This is a genomic window from Spirillospora sp. NPDC029432, assembly GCF_040703975.1.
GTDB lineage: Bacteria > Actinomycetota > Actinomycetes > Streptosporangiales > Streptosporangiaceae > Spirillospora.
The window spans coordinates 204,995-227,496 of the sequence record NZ_JBEZWH010000007.1; the positions used below are offsets into that span (position 1 = coordinate 204,995).

Here is a 22,502-nt window from a genome sequence, read left to right on the forward strand (position 1 = left end):
TCCCGGGCCATCGCACCTAGGGAGCCGTCGACAGCCCCGTGAACGGAGCTGCACCCCCCCTTTCGCGTACGCGCCCCGCGCGGCGGACGGCCGTACGCCGAAACCGACTCCGGGCAGCGCGCGGCAGCGCGTGACCGCCCGAGAAGGGATCTTCATGACCACCACCACACCCGAACGCACGGCGGTGCCCAGGCAGGGCGCGGGCCGGCGCAGGGCGCCGCGGGCCGCGGCGCAGGACCTCGGTCCGAGTCCGGAGCAGCAGGCCACCGTCCCGTTCCAGGGCGTCCTCTGCGTTCAGGACAAGCACGCCTTCGTGCGGACCGAGAGCTACCTGCCCGGGCCCGCCGACGTGTATCTGACGCTCGCGCAGGTGAAGGCGAGCAACCTGCGGGCCGGTGACATCGTCGCCGGGACCGCGCGCCCGCCGCGTTCCAACAGGGAGAAGCACAACGCGCTCGTCGAGGTCGAGGCCGTCAACGGCGGCCGGCCGGAGGACGCGGCGGCGCGGCCGGAGTTCGGGAAGCTGACTCCGCTGTTCCCGAACGAGCGGCTGCGGCTGGACAGCGGCGCGCTGGCGCCGCGCGTCATCGACCTGGTCGCGCCGATCGGCAAGGGCCAGCGCGGGCTGATCGTGTCGCCGCCCAAGGTCGGCAAGACGATGATCCTGCAGGCCCTGGCCAACGCCATCAGCACCAACAACCCGGAATGCCACCTCATGGTCGTGCTCATCGACGAGCGGCCGGAGGAGGTCACCGACATGCAGCGCTCGGTGAAGGGCGAGGTCGTCCACTCGACGTTCGACCGCCCCGCCGAGGAGCACATCACGCTGGCCGAGATGGCCATCGAACGGGCCAAGCGCCTGGTCGAGCAGGGCCGCGACGTGGTCATCCTGCTCGACTCGATCACCCGGCTGGGGCGCGCGTACAACCTCGCGGCGCCGTCCAGCAGCCGGATCCTGGCGGGCGGTGTGGCGACGACCGCGCTGTACCCGCCGAAGAAGTTCTTCGGGTCCGCCCGCAACATCGAGAACGGCGGCTCCCTGACCATCCTGGCGACCGCGCTGGTCGACACCGGGTCGCGGATGGACGACGTGTTCTTCGAGGAGTTCAAGGGCACCGGGAACATGGAGCTCAAGCTCGACCGGGGCCTCGCGGACCGGCGGATCTTCCCCGCGGTCGACATCGAGGCGTCCAGCACGCGCCGCGAGGAGCTGCTCATGGGCGGCGAGGAGCTGCAGCTCAACTGGCGGCTGCGCCGCGCCCTGCACGGCCTCGAACGGCAGCAGGCCGTCGAGATGCTCCTGGAGCGGATGAAGGGCACCACCTCCAACGCCGAGTTCCTGCTCAAGGTGCAGCAGACGACCTGACGGGCACCGTCCCCAGGAACAGGCGCGGATCGGGCGCCATCAGGCCGATCCGTACGGGCCACGGTTTCGGCAGCAGGCGGCGGCGCCACGGCGGCGAACGCGGATCGCCCGGCGGGTCGGGCGGACGAGCCGCCTCGCGCAGCAGGCGAGCGGCCTCGGGCGCGCGCAAGCGCTCGTCCGGGTCCTGGCGGAGCAGGCCCTCTATCACCGGCGCGAGCCGGCCGGCGCGTACCGGCGGGTCGTACTCTCCCAGCAGTACGGCCAGCATCGACGCCAGCGCGTGGCTGCGCAGGAAGGGCGAGACGCCCTCGACGGCGGCGTACAGCGTGGCGCCCAGCGACCACAGGTCCGACTCCTGGCGGCCGGGATCGCCGCGGACGCGTTCGGGCGACAGGTACGCGGGCGACCCCTCGATGCCGGCGACCAGCGTGTCCTCCGGTTCGCTCGCCTGGTCCATGTGCACGGCCAGGCCGAAGTCGGTGAGCAGGATCCGGCCGTCGTTGCAGAGCAGGACGTTGCTGGGTTTGACGTCGCGGTGCAGGATGCCGGCGTCGTGCGCGGCGGTGAGCACCGACAGCACGCACTGGCCGATGCGGGCGGCGCGCTCCACGCGCAGCGGCCCGCCCTCGACGATCACCTGGTGCAGCGAGCGGGCGCGCAGCAGCTCCATGACGATCCAGGGCCGGCCGTCCTCGATGACGATGTCGTGCACGTCGACCACGCCGGGATGCCGCAGCGCGGCGGTGGCGCGGGCCTCCTCGATGAGCCGGCGGCAGAGGAGCCGGCGCTCGCCGAGCGTGCGCCGCTCCGGGAGGCGGACCTCCTTGACCGCGACATCGCGGGCGAGCATGTCGTCATGCGCCCGCCAGACGGTGCCCATCCCGCCGCGACCGACCACCGAGAGCAGGTGATACCGCTCCGCAAGCGGTATCAACCGATCCCTCCCCATGAGGTGGTTATGCGCGTGAACCACCCCAAGGCATGCTCGGGGACACCAAATGGATTCTTGACCATGCCGGCCGCGGCGGCGGCGGGCGCGCCGGATCAGCCGGCGAACACCGCCTTCGCCCACTTGTAGTCGGACTTGCCGACGGCCGTGCGCTGCACCTCGTCCACCAGCTGGATCTGGCGCGGCAGCTTGTAGCCGGCCAGCCGGCCGCGGCAGTGCTCGGTCAGCTCCTCCAGCGTCGGCCGCGTCCCGGGGCGGGGCGCGACGACGGCGGCGACGCGCTGCCCGAACCGCTCGTCCGGCAGCCCGACCACGACGACGTCGTACACGTCGGGGTGGTCCTTGAGCGCGACCTCGACCTCTTCGGGGTAGACCTTCTCGCCACCGGTGTTGATCATCAGGGAGCCGCGGCCGAGCAGCGTGATGGTGCCGTCCTCCTCCAGCGCGGCGAAGTCGCCCGGAACGGACCAGCGGACGCCGTCGGCGTCGGTGAAGAACGTGGACGCGGTCTTCTTCGGGTCGTTGTAGTAGCCGATCGGGATGTGCCCGCTGCGCGCCAGCTTGCCGATCTCGCCGGCGCGGACGACCTTGAGGTCGTCGTCCAGGACGGTGATGCCCGGCTTCATCATGAACCGCGCGGTGCCCTCCTTGGACTCGATCGAGGGCCCGCAGGCGCCGGTTTCGGACGCACCATAATTGTCGAGGAACATGATGTTCGGCAGGTGCTCCTTGAGCTCCGCCTTGGCGCCCTCGGTCAGCGGCGCGCCGCCGGACGCGATCGCGAAGAGCGAGGACATGTCGTACTCGCCCGCACCCAGCTCCTTGGCGACCGGACGCGCCATCACGTCGCCGACGAGCATGATGACGTTCGCCTTCTCGTCGACCGCGATGCGCAGCGCCCGGCCCGCGTCGAACGCGTGGTCGGTGTAGAGGACGACCTTGGCCCCGCTGAAGAGGCCCATGAACGCGACCCACTGGCCGGCGCCGTGCATGACGGGCGCGCAGTCGAGCACGCACATGGCGTCGGCCTCGGCGTTCACGGCGATGGCCTCGGGGCTGCCGATCGGGTCGCCTAGAACGTTCCCGCCGCCGAGCGCGCCGAAGAAGATGTCCTCGCAGCGCCACTCGACGCCTTTGGGGTAGCCGGTCGTCCCGCCGGTGTACATGATGTACCGGTCGTCGCTGGACCGCTCGGGGAAGTCGTCGCCGGCCCCGGCCTCGGCCAGGGCGTCCTCGTACCGGACGGAGCCGGGGATCGCGTCGTCGGCGCCGTCCTCCAGTACGACCACGTGCCGCAGCTTCGGCAGGTCGGCGCGGATCTCCTCTACCCGGGCCAGCAGGGACCGCTCGCCGATCAGGGCGACCGAGTCGGAGTCGGCCAGCACGTGGTGCAGCTCGGCGGCCACGTACCGGAAGTTCACCGGGATCGGCACCGCCCGGATCTTGAAGATGCCGAGCATGCTCTCCAGCCACTCGGCGCGGTTGTAGGCCAGGATCGCCACGTGCTCGCCCGGCTTCACCCCGGCGGCCGCGAGGTGGTGCCCGACGCGGCTCGCCCGTTCGTTCAGTTCGCGGTACGTACGGCGCTCGTCCCCGGCGACGAGCGCGGGCCGGTCCGGACCGGCCTCGGCCAGGATTTCGAGCAGGTCGGCCAGGTTGTAGCTTCGCGCCATGCCACGTCCTCGGGATGCGGGGGTGGGAGGAGAGTGTCCCGATCATCTCCGTCCGGGCCGCGCCGACTCAATCCTTGCTGACAGATCGTCCAATGAAATGGGTCACACGGTCCGGCCGATGAGTGATCGGTCACATCGCTGTATCTCGACACTACTCGGGCAAATCCGATACGTCCCGCATATGCGCTGATCAGGAGACTTTCCTGGGGCGGACGCCTCCAAGATCGTCTGCCGTTTCCGGCCACGCCCCGGCGTTCTTACACGGCTCTTATCTGGGTACCGGCATGCTTGGCCGTAACGATTTCGCATCAGACGGGGGTAGCGGTGAGCGCAGGCGCGATGGCGTGGACTCCTCCGACATGGGAGGAGATCGTCAGCGAGCACTCCACCAGGGTGTTCCGGCTGGCGTACCGCCTGACCGGGAACCGGCACGACGCCGAGGACCTGACCCAGGACGTCTTCATCCGCGTCTTCCGGTCCCTGTCGTCGTACAGTCCCGGCACCTTCGAAGGCTGGCTGCATCGGATCACCACCAACCTGTTCCTGGACCGCGCGCGCCGCAAGCAGCGCATCCGGTTCGACTCGCTGGGGGACGACGCCGCCGAGCGGCTGCAGGGACGCGAGCCGACCCCGGCCCAGGCGTACGACGACCGGCACCTGGACCACGACATCCAGAAGGCGCTGGACGCGCTGGCGCCCGAGTACCGCGCCGCCGTCGTCCTGTGCGACATCGAGGGCCTGACGTACGAGGAGATCGCGGCCTCCCTCGGGGTGAAGCTGGGCACCGTCCGCAGCCGCATCCACCGGGGCCGCGCGCAGCTCCGCGCCGCCCTCGAGCACCGCCGCCCGGCCGACGTCCCGGCGGACGCCCCGGCCACGCTCTGACCTCGGACGACCTCCGGCCTCCCGCGCCCCGCACGGCAGCACGGCCCGTTCCGCCCCGCACGATCAGGCCCGCCCCGGGGCCCCGCGGCCTGTGAGGACCATCACTCGTGACCCGTCGGTAACTTCTGGCTACCCTCGGCCCCGTGGACATCGATTTCGAGCGCCGGGGTGAAGGGCCGCCGCTGGTGCTGCTGCACGGCATCGGGCACCGCCGCCAGGGCTGGAATCCCGTCATGGACCGGCTGGCGGCCGAACGGGACGTGATCGCCGTCGATCTGCCCGGTTTCGGCGCCTCGCCGCCGCTGCCCGCCGGGACTCCGTACACGGTGGACGCCACGATCGACGTTCTCCAGGGCCTCTTCGCGAAGCTGGGGATCGAGCGGCCGCACATCGCGGGCAACTCGCTCGGCGGCCTGTTCTCGCTGGAGGCGGCGGACCGCGGGCTGGTGAGCTCGGCCACCGTGCTGTCGCCGGCCGGGTTCTACAACGCCCGCGAGTTGGCGATGGCCGCCTGGATGCTGCGGACGTCGCGGTTCGCGGCCGGGGTGCCCGCCCACCTCATGGAGCGGCTCGCGAGCAACCCGCGGCTGCGGACGGCGATGTTCGGCCTGATCTACGGCCGTCCCGACCTGCTGGACTGGGAGGCGCTGGCCGGCGACACGCGGGCGATGCGGAGCGCGGCCGGGTTCGAGCCGACGCTGCGGGCCGGGCGGAAGGTCCGGTTCCGCGGATCCTGCGCCGACGTCCCGGTGACGATCGCCTGGGGCGTGAAGGACCGCCTGCTCCGCGCGAGCCAGGCCGTACGGGCGCAGCGGGCGCTGCCGAACGCGCGGTTCGTCTGGCTGGAGGGCTGCGGCCACGTCCCGATGGGGGACGACCCGGAGCTGGTGGCCAGGGTGCTGCTGGAGGGCAGCGACCACCCGATCGGGAACAAGGCCGCGGCCTAGCCTGTTGACAGTGCTTGAACCTTCAACTAGTGTCCCTCGGGACCAGTTGTTGAAACTTCAAGCACTTCTCGGGAGAACCGCATGAGCATCGCCACCGCCGCTCCGGGGCTGACCGCCGGCACCTGGAACATCGACCCGACCCACTCCGAGGTCACGTTCGCGATCCGGCACCTCATGACCAAGGTACGGGGCAGCTTCACCGAGTTCACCGGCGCCGTCACCGTCGCCGAGGACCTCGCCGTCTCCACCGCCACCGCCGAGATCCAGATGGCCTCCCTGGACACCCGCAACGCCGACCGCGACGCCCACGTGCGCTCCTCCGACGTCCTCGACGTCGAGAACCACCCGGCGATGAAGTTCGTCACCAAGGGCGTCCGCGCCGAAGGCGGCGACAACTACGTCGACGGCGAACTCACCATCCGCGGCGTCACCCGCCCCGTCACCCTCGAGGTCGAGTACCACGGCGTCGCCGACGACCCGTGGGGCGGCGTCCGCGCCGGCTTCTCCGCCACCACCACCATCAACCGCAAGGACTGGGGCATCGAGTTCAACGTGCCCCTCAAGGGCGACAAGGCCATGCTCGGCGACAAGGTCGACATCCAGCTGGAGATCCAGGCTGTGTTTTCTGCGTAGCCCTTGGCGTCAGGCCTTGACGGCCTTCCTTCGGCGGGCTTCGCGGCGATCGCTGCATCGCTCCGTCTCGCCTGGCGGCTCGCTGCGCGATCAGGTTCTTGCTCGCGCTCGAATCTGGCTTCGCACGCGATCGCAACGCTTCGGGTCCGTGACCACTCCAGCAGGACGGCTGAGGTGGTCGCGGACCTTTTTGCGTTGGACCTCTCCCGGCGGGCGCGGCGCTTCTGGTCTGTGCGCCGGGAAACCGTCAGTGGCTCGGGCTAGCGTGGGCGGTCATGATCAATTGGCATCCGGCGGCGGGGGGCTCCCAGCTCACGTTTCCCCGGCCGTTCGACCTGGTCGACCTGAGCTTCCTCGGCATCGGCGGCCTGCCGCCCGAGGCCCGCGCGGACTTCGAGACCTGCCTCGCCTCCGTTCTCCAGAGCATCGAGATCCACCTCGGCATGGGGGCGAGCGGCACCATCGTGCCGCCCGCCGGGCTGGTGATGGACGCCGGTGGCACCCTGGACGTGCTCACCGAGCACGACCTGGACTACGCGTACGACGCCGGGGCCGCGCTCACCGCGCTGGGCACCATGGCCCAGCGGATCGCAGGGCGGGCCTCCGAGCTCCGTTGCGCCGCCCTGTACTACCGCGCTCGGTTGCCGGTCCCTAACGGCGGCGCCCCGCAGGAGGTCGAGATCTGGCGTACGACCCACTGGCAGGAGCCTCCGCCGCAGGACGGCGCGCAGGACGCGATCGCCATCGACCTCGAACACCGTGCCGGCGTCGCGCTCGCCCTGTTCGTCCCGTTCACCTGGCAGGACGGCGATCGCCTCTTCCTGGGCGAGCCTCTGGCGGGGCTCTCCCGCCGGCGCTACTGGAACTGATGTCCCGGACCTGATCGGCGGCCTGGCCCCGGCCGGTCTGCCAAGAGATGGCAACGGGGACACCAACGGCACCTCTCGGCACTCCAATGTGACCGTCAGTGGAGACCCTGGGCCGCCAGGGTTTCGCCATCGATTCGGCAGGGCAAACGCCTTGTGGCTACATAAGGTAGTCGAGTCGATACAGAGAGGAGCCGTCATGCGTCGGCTCGTGATCACGCTCGCCGCCCTGACCGCCGGTCTGCTGCTCCCGGCCGCGACCGCCCACGCCGAGGCGGGCGTGGGGCAGTCCGCCGCCACCGTCCAGTCCGCGCCGGCCGACGACGGCTGGCCGTGGTTCTTCGGGGGCGGTGACGACGACGAGGAGCAGGGCTGGGAGAACTGGGACAAGGACGTCGTCGACCTGGACTTCGACGACATCCTCTAGGCCCGTGGCCCGCCAGGCGGCCCCCTGGCCGCCTGGCACCGCCTCAGGGGAGGCGGGGGAGGGTCAGGGTGAAGCGGGTTCCGGCGGGGTGGTCGTCGATCTTCAGGGTGCCGCCGTGGGCCTGGGCTATCTCGCGGGCTATGGCCAGGCCCAGGCCGGTGCCGCCGGCGCCGCGGCTGCGGGCCGTGTCGAGGCGGGTGAAGCGCTGGAAGACACGTTCGCGGTCGGCCTCCGGGATGCCGGGGCCGTCGTCGGTGACGGTCAGATCCGCGGTGGCGCCGTTCCGCTGGAGGGCCACCTCGACCTTGCCGCCGCCGTAGCGCTCGGCGTTGTCGAGGAGGTTGGCCAGGAGGCGGACGATCTGCATGCGCACGCCGCGTACCAGGATTCCCGGGGGCAGGCGCGTGTCGATCGCCAGGAGGGACGGGCGGCGCGCGATCTCGGTCTCCGCCAGGACGCCGAGGTCGATGTCCTCCTCGGCGCCGGGGGCGCCGGTGCCGATGCGGGCCAGCAGGAGGAGGTCGGTGACGATCGACTCCAGCCGGTCGGTGTCGCGAAGCGCCGACCGGACCGTGCCCTCCAGGTCGGTGTCGTCCGGGTGCATCGAGGCGTCCTCGAGGTTGGCGCGCAGGCCGGCGATGGGGGTGCGCAGCTCGTGGGAGGCGTCGGACGCGAACTGGCGCTGCCGGGCGACGGCGCGTTCCAGCCGGTCGAGGGTCTGGTTGGCGGTACGGGCCAGCTCGGCGATCTCGTCCTCGCCGGGCGGTTCGGGGACGCGGCGGCTCAGGTCGCTGGCGCTGATCTCGGCCAGCTGGGCGCGGATCTGCTCGACCGGCCGCAGGGTGCGGCCGACGATGCGCCAGGTGATCGATGCCGCCGCGGCGGAGAGGAGGACGACGGCGAGCCCGAGGAGGAGTTCGAGCAGGCCGGTCACCAGGATCGACGGCATCGGCTTGCCCGCGTACACGACGACGGAGTCGGGGGCGGTGGTGGTGCGGATGACCTCGATGGCCATGCAGCTTCCGCCGGGGCCGCGGCCGTCGCACTCGACCAGGTCCAGGATGCGCTTGTCGCGGGACGGCCACAGCGTGGTGAGCGGCGGGCGGCCGGACGCGGCGGGCGTGGCGCCGAGGACGCGGCCGCCGGGGGCGACGACCTGGATCAGGACCGGGCCGCCGGACTCGTCCGGGATGTTCGGGCCGGTGAGGGAGCCGTCGCGGACGCTGGCGCTGACCCGGCGGGCGGCGAGCTGGGTGTCCTCCAGGAGCCGGGCGCCGACGGCGGCGCGGATCGCGTAGTCGACCCCGACGGCGATGCCGCCGAAGACGAGCGCGGCCAGTACGGCGGCGATCAGGGTGTCGCGTGCCCGGATCGACCGGGGTCGAAGCCGCATCGGTCGTCCTCCTCGGCTGACCAGCGTGTCACGGCCCGTGGCGTCCCCCCAAAACTTACCCATAGGTAATGAATGTAGGGCCATGTCGGCGCAGGTCACCGAGCAACGGACGGGCCGAAACCGGTCCACGGGTTTCGCCATCGAACATTGGGACATCCGACTCATATGGGCAGAGATGTCACCCCCATCGCCATCAGCGGCGAGGACCGGCGCCGGTACCGCGACAAGGTCCGGCAGTGCCTGGACGTGCTCGCCAGGATGCTGGGCGAGTCGCAGTTCGACTTCGAGCGCCCGCACATCGGGCTGGAGATCGAGCTGAACCTGATCGACGCCATGGGCGACCCCCTGATGCGCAACGCCGACGTGCTCAAGGCGATCGCCGATCCGGCCTGGGCCACCGAGCTGGGCCAGTTCAACCTGGAGATCAACATCCCGCCCCGGGAGCTGGGCGGCTCCGGCACCGGCGAGCTGGAGGCGGAGGTCCGGGACCATCTGAACCTGGCCGACGCGCGGGCCCGCGAGGTCGGCGCCCACCTGGTGATGATCGGCATCCTGCCGACGCTGCGCCGTTCCGACATCGGCGAGGAGACGCTGTCGGCCAACGCGCGCTACAAGATGCTGAACGACCAGATCTTCGCCGCGCGCGGCGAGGAGATGCGGATCTCGGTGGACGGCCCCGAGCCGCTGCGGATGCACACCGACACGATCCTCCCCGAGGCCGCGTGCACCAGCGTCCAGTTCCACCTCCAGGTCAGCCCCGACCACTTCGGGAACTACTGGAACGCGGCGCAGGCGATCGCCGGCCCCCAGGTGGCGCTGGCCGCCAACTCCCCGTACCTGTTCGGGAACCGGCTCTGGCAGGAGACCCGCATCACGCTGTTCGAGCAGGCCACCGACACCCGGCCGGACGAGCTGAAGACGCAGGGCGTACGGCCCCGGGTGTGGTTCGGGGAGCGCTGGATCACGTCGGTGTTCGACCTGTTCGAGGAGAACACCCGCTATTTCCCCGCGCTGCTCCCCCTGTGCGACGACGAGGACCCGGACGCCGTGCTGGAGGAGGGCGGGATCCCCGAGTTGGGCGAGCTGAGCCTGCACAACGGGACGGTCTACCGCTGGAACCGCCCCATCTACGCGGTCGTGAACGGCCGCCCGCACCTGCGCGTGGAGAACCGCGTCCTGCCGGCCGGGCCGACCGTCGCCGACGTCGTGGCGAACGGCGCGTTCTACTACGGCCTCGTCCGGATGCTCGCCGAGGAGGAGCGGCCGGTGTGGACGCGGATGTCGTTCGCGACCGCGGCGGAGAACCTGCACCGTTCCGCGCGGGACGGGCTGGAGGCGATCCTGTACTGGCCCGGGATCGGCGAGGTTCCGGCCGCCGAGCTGATCCAGCGGACGCTGCTGCCGCTGGCGTACGAGGGGCTGGACCGCTGGGAGGTCGACCCGGCCCGCCGCGACCGGCTGCTCGGGATCATCGAGCGGCGCTGCGCGACCGGGCAGACCGGGGCGGCCTGGCAGCTCCAGACCGTCGACGCGATCCAGGAGTCGTTCGGTACGGAGCGGCACGAGGCGCTGCGGCTGATGACGCAGAGCTACGCGCGGCTGATGCATTCGAACGAGCCCGTTCACACCTGGCCGATCGGGCCCTGACCAGGGCCGCTTATCACCACACAATCCCCACATTTCCCTCATACAGTCGGGCTGTGCAACGCATCCTGGTGGTTGAGGACGAGCCGACGATCGCGCGGGCGGTGGCCGACCGGCTGGCGGCCGAGGGGTTCGCGGTGGAGATCGCCGCGGACGGGCCCGCGGCGGTGGCCGCGGCGCGGTCGTACGCGCCCGACCTGATCGTGCTCGACGTCATGCTCCCCGGCTTCGACGGGCTGGAGGTCTGCCGCCGCGTCCAGGCGGAGCACCCCGTGCCGGTGCTGATGCTCACCGCGCGCGACGACGAGACCGACATGCTGGTCGGCCTGGGCGTCGGCGCCGACGACTACATCACCAAGCCGTTCAGCATGCGCGAGCTGTCGGCCCGGGTACGCGCCGTACTGCGCCGGGTCGAGCGGTCCGCCGCCCCGCCCGCCACGCCCGTCGAGACCGCGACGCTGCGCGCCGGGCCGCTGGAGATCGACCAGGGCTCGCGGCGCGTCCGGCGGGACGGGCGGGAGGTGCACCTGACCCCGACCGAGTTCGAGCTGCTCGGCTGCCTGGCCCGCAACCGCGGCACGGTGCTGACCCGCGCCGTGCTGCTGGAGCAGGTCTGGGACTGGGCGGGCGCGTCCGGGACGCGGGCCGTCGACAGCCACGTCAAGGCGCTGCGCCGCAAGCTGGGCGCGGACCTGATCCGTACCGTCCACGGCGTCGGCTACAGCCTGGAAGTGCCCCAACCCGTCGGCGGCGGCCGGGGGGACGCGTGAGCGCCCCCGTCGTCCACAGGCTGTGGGCGAAGCTGCCGCGCCCGCTGGACCCGCTGCGTTCGATCAAGGTGAAGTTCGGGATCGTCGCGGCGGTGATGGCGTGCACGGCCATCCTCATGGTGCTGTGGGGGTACCTGCTGGACTTCCGCGCCCGGCAGACGCTCCCGGTCGCCGTGTTCGGCTCGCTCGTCGTGGCGCAGCTGCTCGCGCACGGCATGACGTCGCCGCTGCGCGAGATGACCGCCGCCGCGCGGGCGATGGCGCGCGGCGACTACAGCCGGCGGGTACGGGCCACGTCGCGGGACGAGGTCGGCGAGCTGGCCCAGGCGTTCAACCGGATGGCCGCCGACCTCGCCGAGGTGGACCGGCAGCGCCGCGAGTTCGTCGCGAACGTCTCGCACGAGCTGCGCACGCCGATCAGCGCGCTGCGGGCCGTGCTGGAGAACGTCGCCGACGGCGTCACCCCGGCGACCCCGGACGTGCTGGAGTCCGCGCTGGAGCAGACCGAGCGCCTCGGCCGCCTGGTCACGCAGCTGCTCGACATGTCCCGGGTGGACGCGGGCGCGGCGCGGCTGGACGCGAGCGAGATCGACGTCGCCGCGTTCCTCGGGGACGTGATCGCGGAGGCGAGCGCGGGGCGTCCCGGCGGTGCCATCGAGGCGGACGTGGTGCCGGGCCTGCGCGCGGTGGCCGACCGCGACCGGCTCCACCAGGTGGTGGCCAACCTGCTCGACAACGCGTCCCGGCACAGCCCGCCCGGCGCGCCCGTCACGGTGACCGCCCGCCCGGCCGAGGACGGCGGACTGGTCCTGGAGGTCGCCGACGAGGGCCCCGGCATCCCGCCGAGCGAGCGCGCCCGGGTCTTCGAGCGCTTCTCCCGCGGTACGGCCGTCCAGGCCGCCCGCATCGGCACCCCGGGCGGCGGTACGGGACTCGGCCTGGCCATCGCGCGCTGGGCGGTCGACCTGCACGGCGGCGACATCCGCGTCCTCGACACGGCGCGCGGCTGCCACATCCGCGTCACGATCCCCGACCCACCTGTGGAACGGCCCGAAACAGCGGACGAGGTCAGCGGCGGAACGTGACGACCTCGCCGGAGTCGCCGACGGCCTCCCGGGCGGCAGGCGGCACCCGCTCCCCCGCCTGGTCGGTGAGCAGCGCGCGGGCGCGCAGCACGATCTCCAGGTCGAAGCGCAGGTCGGGGTCCATCAGCTGGTCGCCGAACAGCTCCTCCAGCTGGCGCAGCCGGTAGCGGACGGTCTGCGGGTGGACGTGCAGCCGCAGCGCGACCTCGTTGGCGTTGCGGCCGGACTGGAGCCAGGCCAGCAGTGTCTCGGCCAGCCGGTCCTGCTGGCCGGCGCGCAGGTGGGCGAGCGGGGCCAGCCGCAGCTCGGCCAGCGAGGTGATCAGTTCCTCGTCCTGGAAGAGGATCAGCGTGGACATGTGCTCGACGCTGCGGATCACACCGCTGTCGGCCTCGATCACGCCGCGTTCCACCAGCCCGAGGGTCTTGCGGGCCCACTGGATCGACCGGGCGGCCTCCGCGACCGGCACGGTCGGCCCGACCACGGCCAGCCGGCCGCTGAGGGAGCGGTCCACGACGTTGGCCCGGCCGGGCCCGTCCGGGTCGGGGATGATCAGGCTGGGGGTGCGGCGGGTCAGGTCGACCAGCACGTCCGGCGGGAACGCGGGCTGGCGGGCGCCGTGGCCGTCCCGGCCGAGCGCCACCGCGGCGATCGTCCGCGGGACCGGCCAGTGCGCGGCGGCGGCCAGGTCGGCGATCGCCTCAGGGCCGACCGGCGGATCGGCGAACAGCAGGTCCAGCAGCCGCTTGCGGCGCCGCTGCATCTCGCCGGCGACGGCGGCCTTGGCCTGCGCGTACCCCTCGGCGGCGGCCGTGGCCAGCTCGTCCTGGAACTGCATCATGACCTCGCCGACGGCGCCCAGCGTGCCGGGTGACACCTCCAGCACCGTGGCGCCCTCGGTGATCCGCCGCCAGGCGACCATGCCGCCGACGCGCATCGCGGTGTGGACGGCGTCGAGGCTGCGCCCCTCGCCCGCCTCGCCGCGCCCGATCGCGCGGAAGAAGTCGGCCACCGGCCCGGAGTCGTGCCCGGCGTCGCCGACCCGGTCGACGAAGTAGTGCAGGACGCGCTCGACGGCCTGCCGCATGGTGCCGGAGTACGCGCCGTCGCCCGGCCGGTCGTACTCGCGGACCCGGGTCCGGATCTCCTGGATCATGTCGTCGGCGACCTCGTCCAGGTGCGGCCGCATGTGATCGGCCAGCTCCCGGGGCAGGTCGCTCCACGGCCGCCCGAAGGGCCCGGCTCCGTCCTCGGCCACGTGTACCTCCCTGCCCCGTCCGATCCCGCGTTGTCGCAGGCCGGACACGCGGGGTAATTGCTCACTTATGCGACTTATGTGGTGAAAATCATGTCCCCTGACGGCGCTGGACGCAAAGTCCAGTTGGAGATTCGTCCAGATTCGGACTGCTTCGATGTCGAGATGTCACAACCGGACCCCCTGGCCCGTCTACCCGGTGAGTGCGACATTGGAGGACGAACCACCGAAGCGATGGGTGGACCGCGACGGGCCGCCCGTGCGGGAGGTCCGCGTGGCGAGACAGCAGCACCGGCGGCCGCCGAAGGCACTGGCCGGCACCGGCAAGGCGATCGACGAACGGTTCGGCGGGGCCGCCTGGGCCCGCAAGTCCATCCGGAAGGCCTTCCCCGACCACTGGAGCTTCCTCCTCGGTGAGATCGCGATGTACTCCTTCGTGATCATCCTCCTCACCGGGGTCTTCCTCACCCTCTTCTTCAAGCCGAGCATGACCGAGGTCGTGTACGAAGGCTCCTACCAGCACCTTCGCGGCGTCCGGATGAGCGAGGCGTACGCGTCCACCCTGCACATCAGCTTCGACGTGCGCGGCGGGCTGCTCATGCGGCAGATCCACCACTGGGCGACGATCGTCTTCATGGCGGCCATCGTCGTCCACCTGCTCCGCAACTTCTTCACCGGGGCGTTCCGCAAGCCGCGCGAACTCAACTGGCTGATCGGCATCGTGCTGTTCATGCTCGTGATGGTGAACGGCCTCTTCGGCTACTCGCTCCCCGACGACCTGCTCTCCGGCACCGGCCTGCGGATCCTCGAAGGCGTCCTGCTCGGCATCCCGGTCGTGGGCACCTACGCGCAGATGTTCCTGTTCGGCGGCGAGTTCCCGGGCGATCTGATCATCCCGCGGCTGTACATCATCCACGTCCTGCTCATCCCCGGCCTCCTGCTCGCCCTCATCCCGCTCCACGCCGTCGTCCTCACCTGGATGCAGACCCACACCCAGTTCCCCGGCAAGGGCAGTACGAACCGGACGGTCTACGGATACCAGTTCTTCCCCGTCTTCATCGGCAAGACCACCGCGTTCTTCCTGTGGGTCTTCGCCGCCACCGCGCTGCTGGCGACGTTCTTCCAGATCAACCCCATCTGGCTGTTCGGCCCGTACGACCCGGGCGCCATCAGCGCCGGCTCGCAGCCCGACTGGTACATGGGCTGGCTGGAGGGCGCCCTCCGGATCATGCCGGCCTGGGAGATCAACGCGTTCGGGCACACCATCGCGATGAGCGTCGTCGTCCCCGCCCTGGTCGTCCCCGGGATCCTGTTCACGGGCCTGGCCGCGTACCCGTTCCTGGAACGCTGGGTCACCGGCGACAAGGAGATCCACCACCTGCTCGACCGGCCCCGCGACGTCCCGGCCCGTACCGGGATCGGCATGGGCGGCGTCGTCTTCTACGGCGTCCTGTGGGCGGCCGGCGGCAACGACGTCATCGCCCACACCTTCCAGATCCCCCTCTTCTGGACGACCTGGTTCTTCCGCGCCGCGATCATCCTCGGCCCGGTCCTGGCGTACGCCGTCACGTACCGCATCTGCCTCGGCCTCCAGCGCCGCGACGCCGCGCTCATCGAGCACGGCCTGGAGACCGGCATCATCGTCCAGTCCGCCGACGGCGAGTTCAGCGAGGTCGAACGCCACCTCTCCGCCGAGGCCGCCGCCCCCATCACCGACGACCGCCCGCCCGCCGCCGTCGCCCTGGCCCGCCCCTCCGTCAAGGGCGTCGACGCCCCCGAGTCCCGCAGCCCCCTCGGCCGCGTCCGCCTCGCGTTGAACCGCCGCTTCATGGCCGACCTCCCCACCCGCCCCCACCCGAACGGCCACGAAGAGGAGGAACGCAAATCCCTCAAGCCCTGAACCCCGCCCGCCCTACTCGTTCAGCACCCTCATCGGGTGCTCGATTCACATGCCCCTAGCCTTCCGAGCAGGCATCACGCGTCGGGATGCTCGTAGCACCCGCTCTCCACGTCCATGTAAATCTTCACGCCGGCAGGCCGATCCGGAACATCGCGCGCGGTGAACGTCATCGCGTTCTTGCGCGCTTGCAGACCGGCCAGGAATCCGCTCCCGGTACGCAACTCCTCGATCGTCCAACCGCCCGCCCGGCGAAGATGACGCCGCATGCTCTCGTATATCGGTGAAGCCTCCCGCGAGGAGCCGGCCGAGAGCCGGAAGCTCGCCCTGAACATGTAGGGCGTATGGGCCACTCGCCAGCGATCACCGCTCCGCGGAGCCACCGTTCGGGGCTCCTCCGCCTCTTCCCCGCAATAGTCCCAGTGCGTTCTCGATGCCGCGGCGACGGGCTGGCTCATACCCGCGGCCACCTCCGCTCGGAGACGTTCCACCTCGTACCCCACGGGCTGCGGCTCTCTGGTCGATCGATCGGCCTCCGGAATTCCGCAAGCAACTAGGGACCACCCACAGAGAAGCGCGAGCGCCCACTCGGCCGCTCTCCTGGGATTCTCGATGCGCACAGAGCCCCCTCGGACCGGCGATCACGCATTTGAGTGTCGCAACGACCAGTTGAGTTGGAAATCAACGACCCTAACCCGACAAAGAGCCCACAGTGCTACAAATGCCGAAAATTCGATACTGCGAACGCGGCCGCGGAATTGATCAGGCCTCGATCGCCTGTTCCATTGATGATCAGGCGGAGGAGGGGATCAGGGGTCTGCTGCGGGGGTGGTTCCAGATTTGGAGGAGGGCGGTGGAGGCGGTGGTGTGGAAGCGGAGGCGGTAGTCGGCGTGGCCTGCCGGGAGGGGTGGGAGGTCCAGGGTGCGGCCGGCCGGTTCGCGGAGGGCGACGTAGCCGGTGTGGAAGCGGCAGCTGATCTCGGCGAAGCGGTCGTAGGAGTGGTCCGGTCCCGGGTCGGACGGGGAGACGACCACGGTCAGGGGGAGTTCGCCGTCGTGGAACGGGGTCCAGAAGAGGGCGGCGCCCGGAACGGCCTCGATGAGGTCGGCCGACTCCGCGTACGCCGGGACGGGCAGGATCTCGCCGAGGAAGTGGCCGCGGTTGAGCAGCCCGAACAGGCCGGCACGGATGTGGAGGCGCAGGTCAAGCCGCTCCGGCGTCGCGGTCGCGCGCCGGTCGGGTGCGTGGCCGGCCGGGACGCCGTTGGGGAAGCCTCGGCGGGCCAGGTAGGCGTTGTACTCCTGGTCGGTCATCCGGAGGGCGCGTTCGGCGAGCCCTGGAACGTCCCCCGGCTCGGGGGGCTCGCAGGTGCCGAGCACCATCATGTACTGAGCGCCCGTGCCCGGGGCCGGTGGACGCCAGCGGTGGACCTGGACCGTCCCGCACCTGCGGCAGGCGATCCGGCGGACCTGGACGGTGTGCCCGGACGCGTCGGTCTCGGTGCCGGTGGCCTCCAAGGTCTCCATGGCGGGGAAGGCGTGGTCGTGGCCGCACTCGCTGATGATCAGGTCCATCGCGGCGTCGTCCCGGCTCGGGAAGCGGTTCACCGGTCACCTCGCGGGATCGACAGGAGCTCCCGGCCGCGCCGTTCGTCGATGAGCTCGGCAAGAACGGGGTCGGCCAGCAGCACGACCGGGGCGATGTGGTCGGGCGACCTCGGCCGCCAGTGGGGCAGGGCGTCCCGTACGGCCTCCCAGAGCGCGTCCGGATCGCCGGCGTGCCGGTCGAGGGCCGCATGGATCCGCGCGTCGAATTCGGGCTCGCCGTAGCGGAGGCGATGTCCGGGACGTCTCAAGCGCCACTGGTACTCGGCGACCAGGAGCTCCAGGCGCGGCTGGTCGAAGTTCAACGCCATCTGCAAGCTGGATTTCTCGTGCGGGATGTTGGAATGGCCGGGCGGTCGCCCCATCCGCGCGTGTTCGGCGAAGAGCAGCGGCAGCAGTTCCTCGGTGAACATGGGGTCGTCCAGGAGACTTTCGGATTCGGGGCTCGGGTACATCAGCCACCGTTTCGGTGATGGCTTGCCGAGGAAGCACAGGAGCTGGTCGAGCAGGACGGTGGCGCGCTCGATACCGAACCTCTCGGCCGCTTCCAGTGCCGCTTCGGCGCCCTCGAAGTCGCCGGACAGGGCATCGATCCGCGCCTGCTCGACCTTGACCTCCCAAGACTCGCGCGTCTCTCCCTCAGGGCGGCGCATCGAATGGAACTGGGCGTACAGGCTCTCCATCAGCGCGCGGAACGACGGATAGCGGGTGGGCGGCTGGGCGCGCCACGAGAACAGGCTGTAGGCCGCCCATTCGCCGTCCTCGTCGACATCGCCGGAATCCAGGAACAGCACTCCCGCATCGGCCTCCAGGGAGATCGCCAGTCCGCGGGTGAACCAGTCGCCGTCCTCTGGCGGGGGATCGTCCTCGTCAAGGTCCACCCAGATCTCCCAGTGCGGCTCGGCATCGCGCAGCCACGCCAGGTTTCCGGTGTCGCGCATTCGCCAGACGAACATCCCGGCATCGCGCCACCCGTCGGTCGTCAGCAGGAAGTCCCGGTACGAGGGAGGCAGGCCGCATCCGAGCCGTTCCTCGGCGGCGGCGACGGCCGCCTCGTCCGCCGGGTCGAAGCCCAGCCACCGCCGGCGTACGACCTCCGGATCGAGCCGATCCGGCTCCGTGGCGCGGATCCATTCTTCACTCCAGCGCCGCAGCCAAGATTCCCACTCCATGCCTCGAACTATGGCGAAGGGGTACGACACTACTACGAAATCGATCAAGGACATCGGCCGCTTTTGGGGCACGTCGTCGCAGCTCAAGGCTGTTTTCCAATTGATTTTCCACTCTGGTCACAGCGTCGTGTAAGCGAGGGTCGAGAAGGTTTACACAACCCTCCAGAGTGGCCGAACCCGGTCAATCCAACATCATTTCCCCATAATTCGCTTGTGTCGCAATAGCTCGTCGTTAAGCTGCGAGCCCATCATTCTCATCCGTTCCCACCGGTCCACGATCGGCTAGCGCGCCCCATGTCCCCCGCCATGGGAGGAACGCGCCGCCGCCGGCAGGGAACACGGAGATCTCCGTACAGAGGAGCAGGACATGCGCGCAACCCGCCTGGCCGCGACAGGATTCGCCGCGGGGGCAATGGTCCTCGGGATGGCGGCCCCCGCACTGGCCGAGCCCGTCCCCGACCCGGTCACGCCCGGTGCGTTCTGCAAGGACGAGCACCTCGGCAAGGAGGGCAAGGCCGCGAACGGCAAGCCGTACACGTGCAAGAAGAAGCCCGGTGAAGAGCAGGGGCGCTGGGTGCCCCTCGCCCCGGTCAAGCCGACGCCCACGCCGACGAAGCCGACGTTCAAGTTCGGGTACGACAAGGTGCAGCTGTCCAGCCGGCGCGTCGTTCCGGGCGGTACGACGACGTTCACGGTGACGTGCCCGAGCGCGGTCAGCATCACCAGCAACGGCTACACCCAGAACCCGCTGGCCGTGAAGAAGGTCGGCGCGAACAAGTGGAGCGCCACGGGCAAGTTCCGCAGCAGCCTGCCCGACCCGACGACCGCGACGGTGGTCTGCAAGGGCTTCGGCTCGGTGAAGTTCAGCACGAGCCCCGAGAAGGGCGACGACAACCTCGGCCCCAAGCAGCCGAAGATCCCGACCGGGCGGATCGACACCGGTGACGGCAGCACGCTCGCGCAGGACGCGTCGCCGATGGCGGCGGCCGGGCTGGGCGCGCTCGCGCTGGCCGGGATCGGCGCGGTCGCGCTGCGTCGCAGGACGGTCCGGGAGCGGGGCTGAATGGCCGGGTTCCCAGTATCGGCCCCCGGTCGCCGCGTCCTCGGCGCGGCGACCGGGGTACTGCTCGCCGGGCTCGTCCTCGGCGGTTGCGGGGGCGGCGGGACCAAGGCGTCCGGTACGCCGGAGCCCAAGGCGAGCGCCGCCACGACGGCCGCCGCGAACACCGCGCCGCTGTCCGAGTCCAGGCCGACGAAGATCACCATTGCGAAGATCGGGGTGTCGGCGCCGGTGGGGGCGCTCGGGCTGCGGCCCGACGGGCGGATCGAGGAGCCGCCGCTGAGCCGTCCCAACCTGACCGGCTGGTACGAGGAGGGCGTCACGCCGGGCGAGGCGGGCCCGTCGGTCGTGCTCGGCCATGTCGACGCGAAGGGCAAGCCGGCGGTGTTCGCCCGGCTGAAGGAGCTGAAGCCCGGAGACAAGATCCAGGTGGCCCGCAAGGACGGCTCCACCGCCACGTTCGCCGTGGAACGGTCGCAGCGCGTCGACAAGAACGCGTTCCCGCACAAGAAGGTCTTCGGTGAGGAGCTCGACCACTCGGCCCTCCGACTGGTGACCTGCGGCGGCGCGTTCGATCCGGCGTCCGGCCACTACAAGGACAACCTGATCGTCTACGCGAAGCTGGTCACCGCCTGATCTCACTAGGCCGCCGGTCCGCGCTCGCGGGCCGGCGGCCTTCCGCCGGGCCTAGGACGGCGGTCAGGAGGGCGCCCAGAGCCGATCCGCCGCCCAGCCACATGGCGGACTCGATCGTGGTCGCGTCGGCCAGGAGGCCGCCGGTCAGGGCGCCCAGGGCGATGGCGGTGTTGAACGCGGCGACGAACAGGGACGAAGCGCCTTCGCGGGCGCCGGGGGACGCGGCCAGCATCCAGGTCTGCGTGCTCACGGAGACGCCGCCGTACGCGAGGCCCCACACGGCCATCAGGGCGGCCGCGACGGGGACGGAGCCGCCGATCAGGGGGATCAGCAGGACGGTGGCGGCCAGGACCGCGCTGATGAGGACGAGGGTGCGGCGGGGCGAGCGCGCCGCGCCGAGTCCCGCGGCGAAGTTCCCGGCGACGCCCGCGATGCCGTAGATGAGCAGGAGGGTGCCGATCGTGGCCGGGCCGGCTCCGGCGGCGTCCTCCAGCACCGGCCTGATGTAGGTGTACGCGGCGAAGTGGCCGGTGACGAGGAACGCCACCAGGACCAGGCCGGTACGGACGGGAGCGTCCCCCAGGAGGCGGAACACGCCGGACAGCGGAACGGTCCGTTCGGGAGGCAGTGGCGGCAGGAGCACGGACAGGGCCAGCAGTACGAGGACGCCAAGCCCCGCCGTGACCAGGAAGGCCGCGCGCCAGCCCCAGAGTGCGCCGACGTACGCACCGGCGGGGATTCCCAGTACGGACGCGACGGCGATGCCGCTGAAGACGAGAGAGGTGGCCGCGCCCGCCGATCGCGGCGGTACGAGCCGTACGGCGAGGCTTGCCGCGATGGCCCACACGCCTCCCATCCCGATGCCGACGAGGACGCGGGCGCCGACCATGACGGCGAGGTTCGGTGCCCATGCGGCCCCGAGGTTTCCGAGCGTCAGGACGGCCATCAGCGCGCACAGGACGGGCCGCCGGTCGTACCTCCGCAGGAGGGCGGTGAGGAGCGGCGCGGACACCGCGGCGGTCAGGCCGGTGATCGTGAGGGTGAGGCCGGCGGTGCCTTCGGAGACGCCGAGCGCGGCGCCCATGGGGGTGAGCAGGCCGACGGGGAGCATCTCGGCGGTGACCACCGTGAACGTGGCGGCGGCCAGGGCCGCCACGCCCGCCCATGCGCGCGCGGTGACCTGGGGTTTCGTCGGTTGAGCCATGGGACCAGCGAAGCGGGCAGGCCCGGTGGGGAACAACGGGCGATCACTCATGCTTCTATGAGCCGGGCTCATCGATCGGGGGGAGCGGCGTGAGCGGGCTGGAGATCGGCGAGCTGGAGGCGTTCCTGGCGCTGGCCGACGAGCTGCACTTCGGCCGGGCCGGGGAGCGGCTGTACCTGTCGCAGAGCCGGGTCAGCCAGCTGATCCGTTCGCTGGAGAGCAGGGTCGGCGCGCGGCTCGTCGAGCGGACGAGCCGCCGCGTCCGGCTCACCCCGCTCGGCGAGCGGCTGCTCGCGGACGCCCGGCCCGCCTACGACGATCTGCGGGCCGCGCTCGACGGTGCGCGCGCCGCGGCGCGCGGTGTCGGCGGGGTGCTCAGGATCGGCTTCCAGGGGACGGCGAACGACCAGGTCATGGCCGCCGTCGCGGCGTTCCAGAGCAGGCATCCCGACAGCGTCGTGGAGATCGTGGAGATCCCGTTCACCGATCCGTTCGGCCCGGTGCGGCGGGACGAGGTGGACGCGGCGGTGGTCCTGCTGCCGATGGAGGAGGACGATCTGGTGCTCGGCCGGGCCTTCTCGGAGCAGCCGCAGACGGTCGCGGTCGCGAGCGGCCATCCGTTCGCCGGCCGGGCGGGCCTGGACGCGGAGGAGCTGGCCGGGCTGCCTCTCATCGGTGTCGGCGGGCCCGCTCCGGAGTACTGGCGGCGCGCGCAGGCGCCGCTGGCGACGCCGAACGGTGCGGCGATCCCGCGGGGGCCGGTCGTGGGGACGCTTCAGGAAGGGCTGGCCATGGTCGCGGCCGGGCGCGGGGCCCTGCTGCTGTGCCGGGGCACGGCCGCGGAGCAGGGGCGCCGCGGGGTCGCGTTCGTCGAGGTCGGCGGGCTGCCACCGTCCGTGCTCGGGCTGGTGTGGCACCGGGACCGCGAGAACGCGCGGACCCGGGCGTTCGCGGCGGCGCTCGCGGACGCGGGTGCGGCGTGCCGCCCGTGGGCGGGGCGGCCCCCCCCGGGGGGGGGGGGGTCGGTCAGCGGCG

The 22,502-nt window shown here is 71.4% G+C and carries 21 protein-coding genes; 13 read left to right on the plus strand and 8 right to left on the minus strand.

Annotation, left to right across the window (positions count from 1 at the left end):
* Positions 1-154 precede the first annotated feature (154 nt).
* Positions 155-1,366 (plus strand): transcription termination factor Rho, encoded by a 1,212-nt coding sequence (rho, locus tag AB0881_RS08410; RefSeq protein ID WP_366615353.1) that lies wholly within the window; start codon positions 155-157, stop codon positions 1,364-1,366.
* Here the strand turns inward: rho and AB0881_RS08415 are convergent.
* Together AB0881_RS08415 and AB0881_RS08420 are read right to left on the minus strand one after the other, a co-directional pair.
* Entirely contained in the window at positions 1,344-2,315 is a 972-nt protein-coding gene (locus AB0881_RS08415) for a serine/threonine-protein kinase (protein WP_366615354.1), read from the minus strand. The genes rho and AB0881_RS08415 overlap by 23 nt on opposite strands.
* A gap of 95 nt (positions 2,316-2,410) precedes the next feature.
* Entirely contained in the window at positions 2,411-3,988 is a 1,578-nt protein-coding gene (locus tag AB0881_RS08420; protein ID WP_366615355.1) for an acyl-CoA synthetase, read from the minus strand.
* A gap of 339 nt (positions 3,989-4,327) precedes the next feature.
* Here AB0881_RS08420 and sigE point away from each other — a divergent pair, with 339 nt between their 5' ends.
* The 5 genes from sigE to AB0881_RS08445 all read left to right on the plus strand — a co-directional run bounded on the left by sigE (position 4,328) and on the right by AB0881_RS08445 (position 7,746).
* Complete coding sequence (gene sigE, locus AB0881_RS08425) at positions 4,328-4,873, plus strand: RNA polymerase sigma factor SigE (protein ID WP_366615385.1); 546 nt, start codon at positions 4,328-4,330, stop codon at positions 4,871-4,873.
* Positions 4,874-5,016: 143 nt separating this feature from the next.
* Positions 5,017-5,820: an alpha/beta fold hydrolase gene (locus tag AB0881_RS08430; protein WP_366615356.1), complete on the plus strand. Its 804-nt coding sequence runs from the start codon at positions 5,017-5,019 to the stop codon at positions 5,818-5,820.
* 81 nt (positions 5,821-5,901) lie between these two features.
* Entirely contained in the window at positions 5,902-6,453 is a 552-nt protein-coding gene (locus tag AB0881_RS08435) for a YceI family protein (RefSeq protein WP_366615358.1), read from the plus strand.
* 275 nt (positions 6,454-6,728) lie between these two features.
* Positions 6,729-7,322: a hypothetical protein gene (locus AB0881_RS08440; RefSeq protein ID WP_366615360.1), complete on the plus strand. Its 594-nt coding sequence runs from the start codon at positions 6,729-6,731 to the stop codon at positions 7,320-7,322.
* 196 nt (positions 7,323-7,518) lie between these two features.
* Complete coding sequence (locus tag AB0881_RS08445) at positions 7,519-7,746, plus strand: hypothetical protein (protein ID WP_366615362.1); 228 nt, start codon at positions 7,519-7,521, stop codon at positions 7,744-7,746.
* Between the two features lie 43 nt (positions 7,747-7,789).
* Here the strand turns inward: AB0881_RS08445 and AB0881_RS08450 are convergent, their stop codons facing one another.
* Positions 7,790-9,139 (minus strand): HAMP domain-containing sensor histidine kinase, encoded by a 1,350-nt coding sequence (locus AB0881_RS08450; RefSeq protein ID WP_366615363.1) that lies wholly within the window; start codon positions 9,137-9,139, stop codon positions 7,790-7,792.
* Positions 9,140-9,304: 165 nt separating this feature from the next.
* Between AB0881_RS08450 and AB0881_RS08455 the strand changes: the two genes are divergently transcribed.
* The 3 genes from AB0881_RS08455 to AB0881_RS08465 are packed head-to-tail and all read left to right on the plus strand — an operon-like array spanning position 9,305 to position 12,638.
* Positions 9,305-10,786, plus strand: a complete 1,482-nt coding sequence (locus tag AB0881_RS08455; RefSeq protein ID WP_366615365.1) for a glutamate--cysteine ligase — start codon at positions 9,305-9,307, stop codon at positions 10,784-10,786.
* Positions 10,787-10,839: 53 nt separating this feature from the next.
* Positions 10,840-11,553 carry a response regulator transcription factor gene (locus tag AB0881_RS08460; RefSeq protein ID WP_366615367.1) on the plus strand — a complete coding sequence of 238 codons (714 nt, stop codon included), beginning with the start codon at positions 10,840-10,842 and terminating at the stop codon, positions 11,551-11,553.
* Positions 11,550-12,638 carry a HAMP domain-containing sensor histidine kinase gene (locus tag AB0881_RS08465; protein ID WP_366615368.1) on the plus strand — a complete coding sequence of 363 codons (1,089 nt, stop codon included), beginning with the start codon at positions 11,550-11,552 and terminating at the stop codon, positions 12,636-12,638. Before AB0881_RS08460 ends, AB0881_RS08465 begins: the two co-directional genes overlap by 4 nt.
* Here AB0881_RS08465 and AB0881_RS08470 read toward each other — a convergent pair.
* Positions 12,622-13,896 (minus strand): helix-turn-helix domain-containing protein, encoded by a 1,275-nt coding sequence (locus AB0881_RS08470; protein WP_366615370.1) that lies wholly within the window; start codon positions 13,894-13,896, stop codon positions 12,622-12,624. The genes AB0881_RS08465 and AB0881_RS08470 overlap by 17 nt on opposite strands.
* 271 nt (positions 13,897-14,167) lie before the next feature.
* Here AB0881_RS08470 and AB0881_RS08475 point away from each other — a divergent pair, with 271 nt between their 5' ends.
* Complete coding sequence (locus AB0881_RS08475) at positions 14,168-15,793, plus strand: cytochrome bc complex cytochrome b subunit (RefSeq protein ID WP_366615371.1); 1,626 nt, start codon at positions 14,168-14,170, stop codon at positions 15,791-15,793.
* A gap of 74 nt (positions 15,794-15,867) precedes the next feature.
* On the opposite strand, the gene AB0881_RS08480 is transcribed toward AB0881_RS08475, so the two are convergent.
* The 3 genes from AB0881_RS08480 to AB0881_RS08490 form a co-directional block, all read right to left on the minus strand.
* Positions 15,868-16,248: a hypothetical protein gene (locus tag AB0881_RS08480; RefSeq protein WP_366615373.1), complete on the minus strand. Its 381-nt coding sequence runs from the start codon at positions 16,246-16,248 to the stop codon at positions 15,868-15,870.
* A 334-nt stretch (positions 16,249-16,582) separates the two neighbouring features.
* Entirely contained in the window at positions 16,583-17,398 is an 816-nt protein-coding gene (locus AB0881_RS08485; protein WP_366615374.1) for a hypothetical protein, read from the minus strand.
* A complete protein-coding gene (locus AB0881_RS08490; protein WP_366615375.1) occupies positions 17,395-18,654 on the minus strand; it encodes an SMI1/KNR4 family protein in 1,260 nt (419 codons plus the stop codon). Before AB0881_RS08490 ends, AB0881_RS08485 begins: the two co-directional genes overlap by 4 nt.
* A 280-nt stretch (positions 18,655-18,934) precedes the next feature.
* Here AB0881_RS08490 and AB0881_RS08495 point away from each other — a divergent pair, with 280 nt between their 5' ends.
* Both AB0881_RS08495 and AB0881_RS08500 read left to right on the plus strand, forming a co-directional pair.
* Positions 18,935-19,630: a hypothetical protein gene (locus AB0881_RS08495; RefSeq protein ID WP_366615377.1), complete on the plus strand. Its 696-nt coding sequence runs from the start codon at positions 18,935-18,937 to the stop codon at positions 19,628-19,630.
* Entirely contained in the window at positions 19,631-20,263 is a 633-nt protein-coding gene (locus AB0881_RS08500) for a class F sortase (protein ID WP_366615378.1), read from the plus strand.
* On the opposite strand, the gene AB0881_RS08505 is transcribed toward AB0881_RS08500, so the two are convergent.
* Positions 20,253-21,467, minus strand: a complete 1,215-nt coding sequence (locus AB0881_RS08505; RefSeq protein WP_366615379.1) for an MFS transporter — start codon at positions 21,465-21,467, stop codon at positions 20,253-20,255. The two genes, AB0881_RS08500 and AB0881_RS08505, sit on opposite strands and share 11 nt — an antisense overlap.
* A gap of 89 nt (positions 21,468-21,556) precedes the next feature.
* Here AB0881_RS08505 and AB0881_RS08510 point away from each other — a divergent pair.
* Positions 21,557-22,502 (plus strand): LysR family transcriptional regulator (locus tag AB0881_RS08510; protein ID WP_366615380.1); only part of this gene is annotated, 946 nt, incomplete at its 3' end.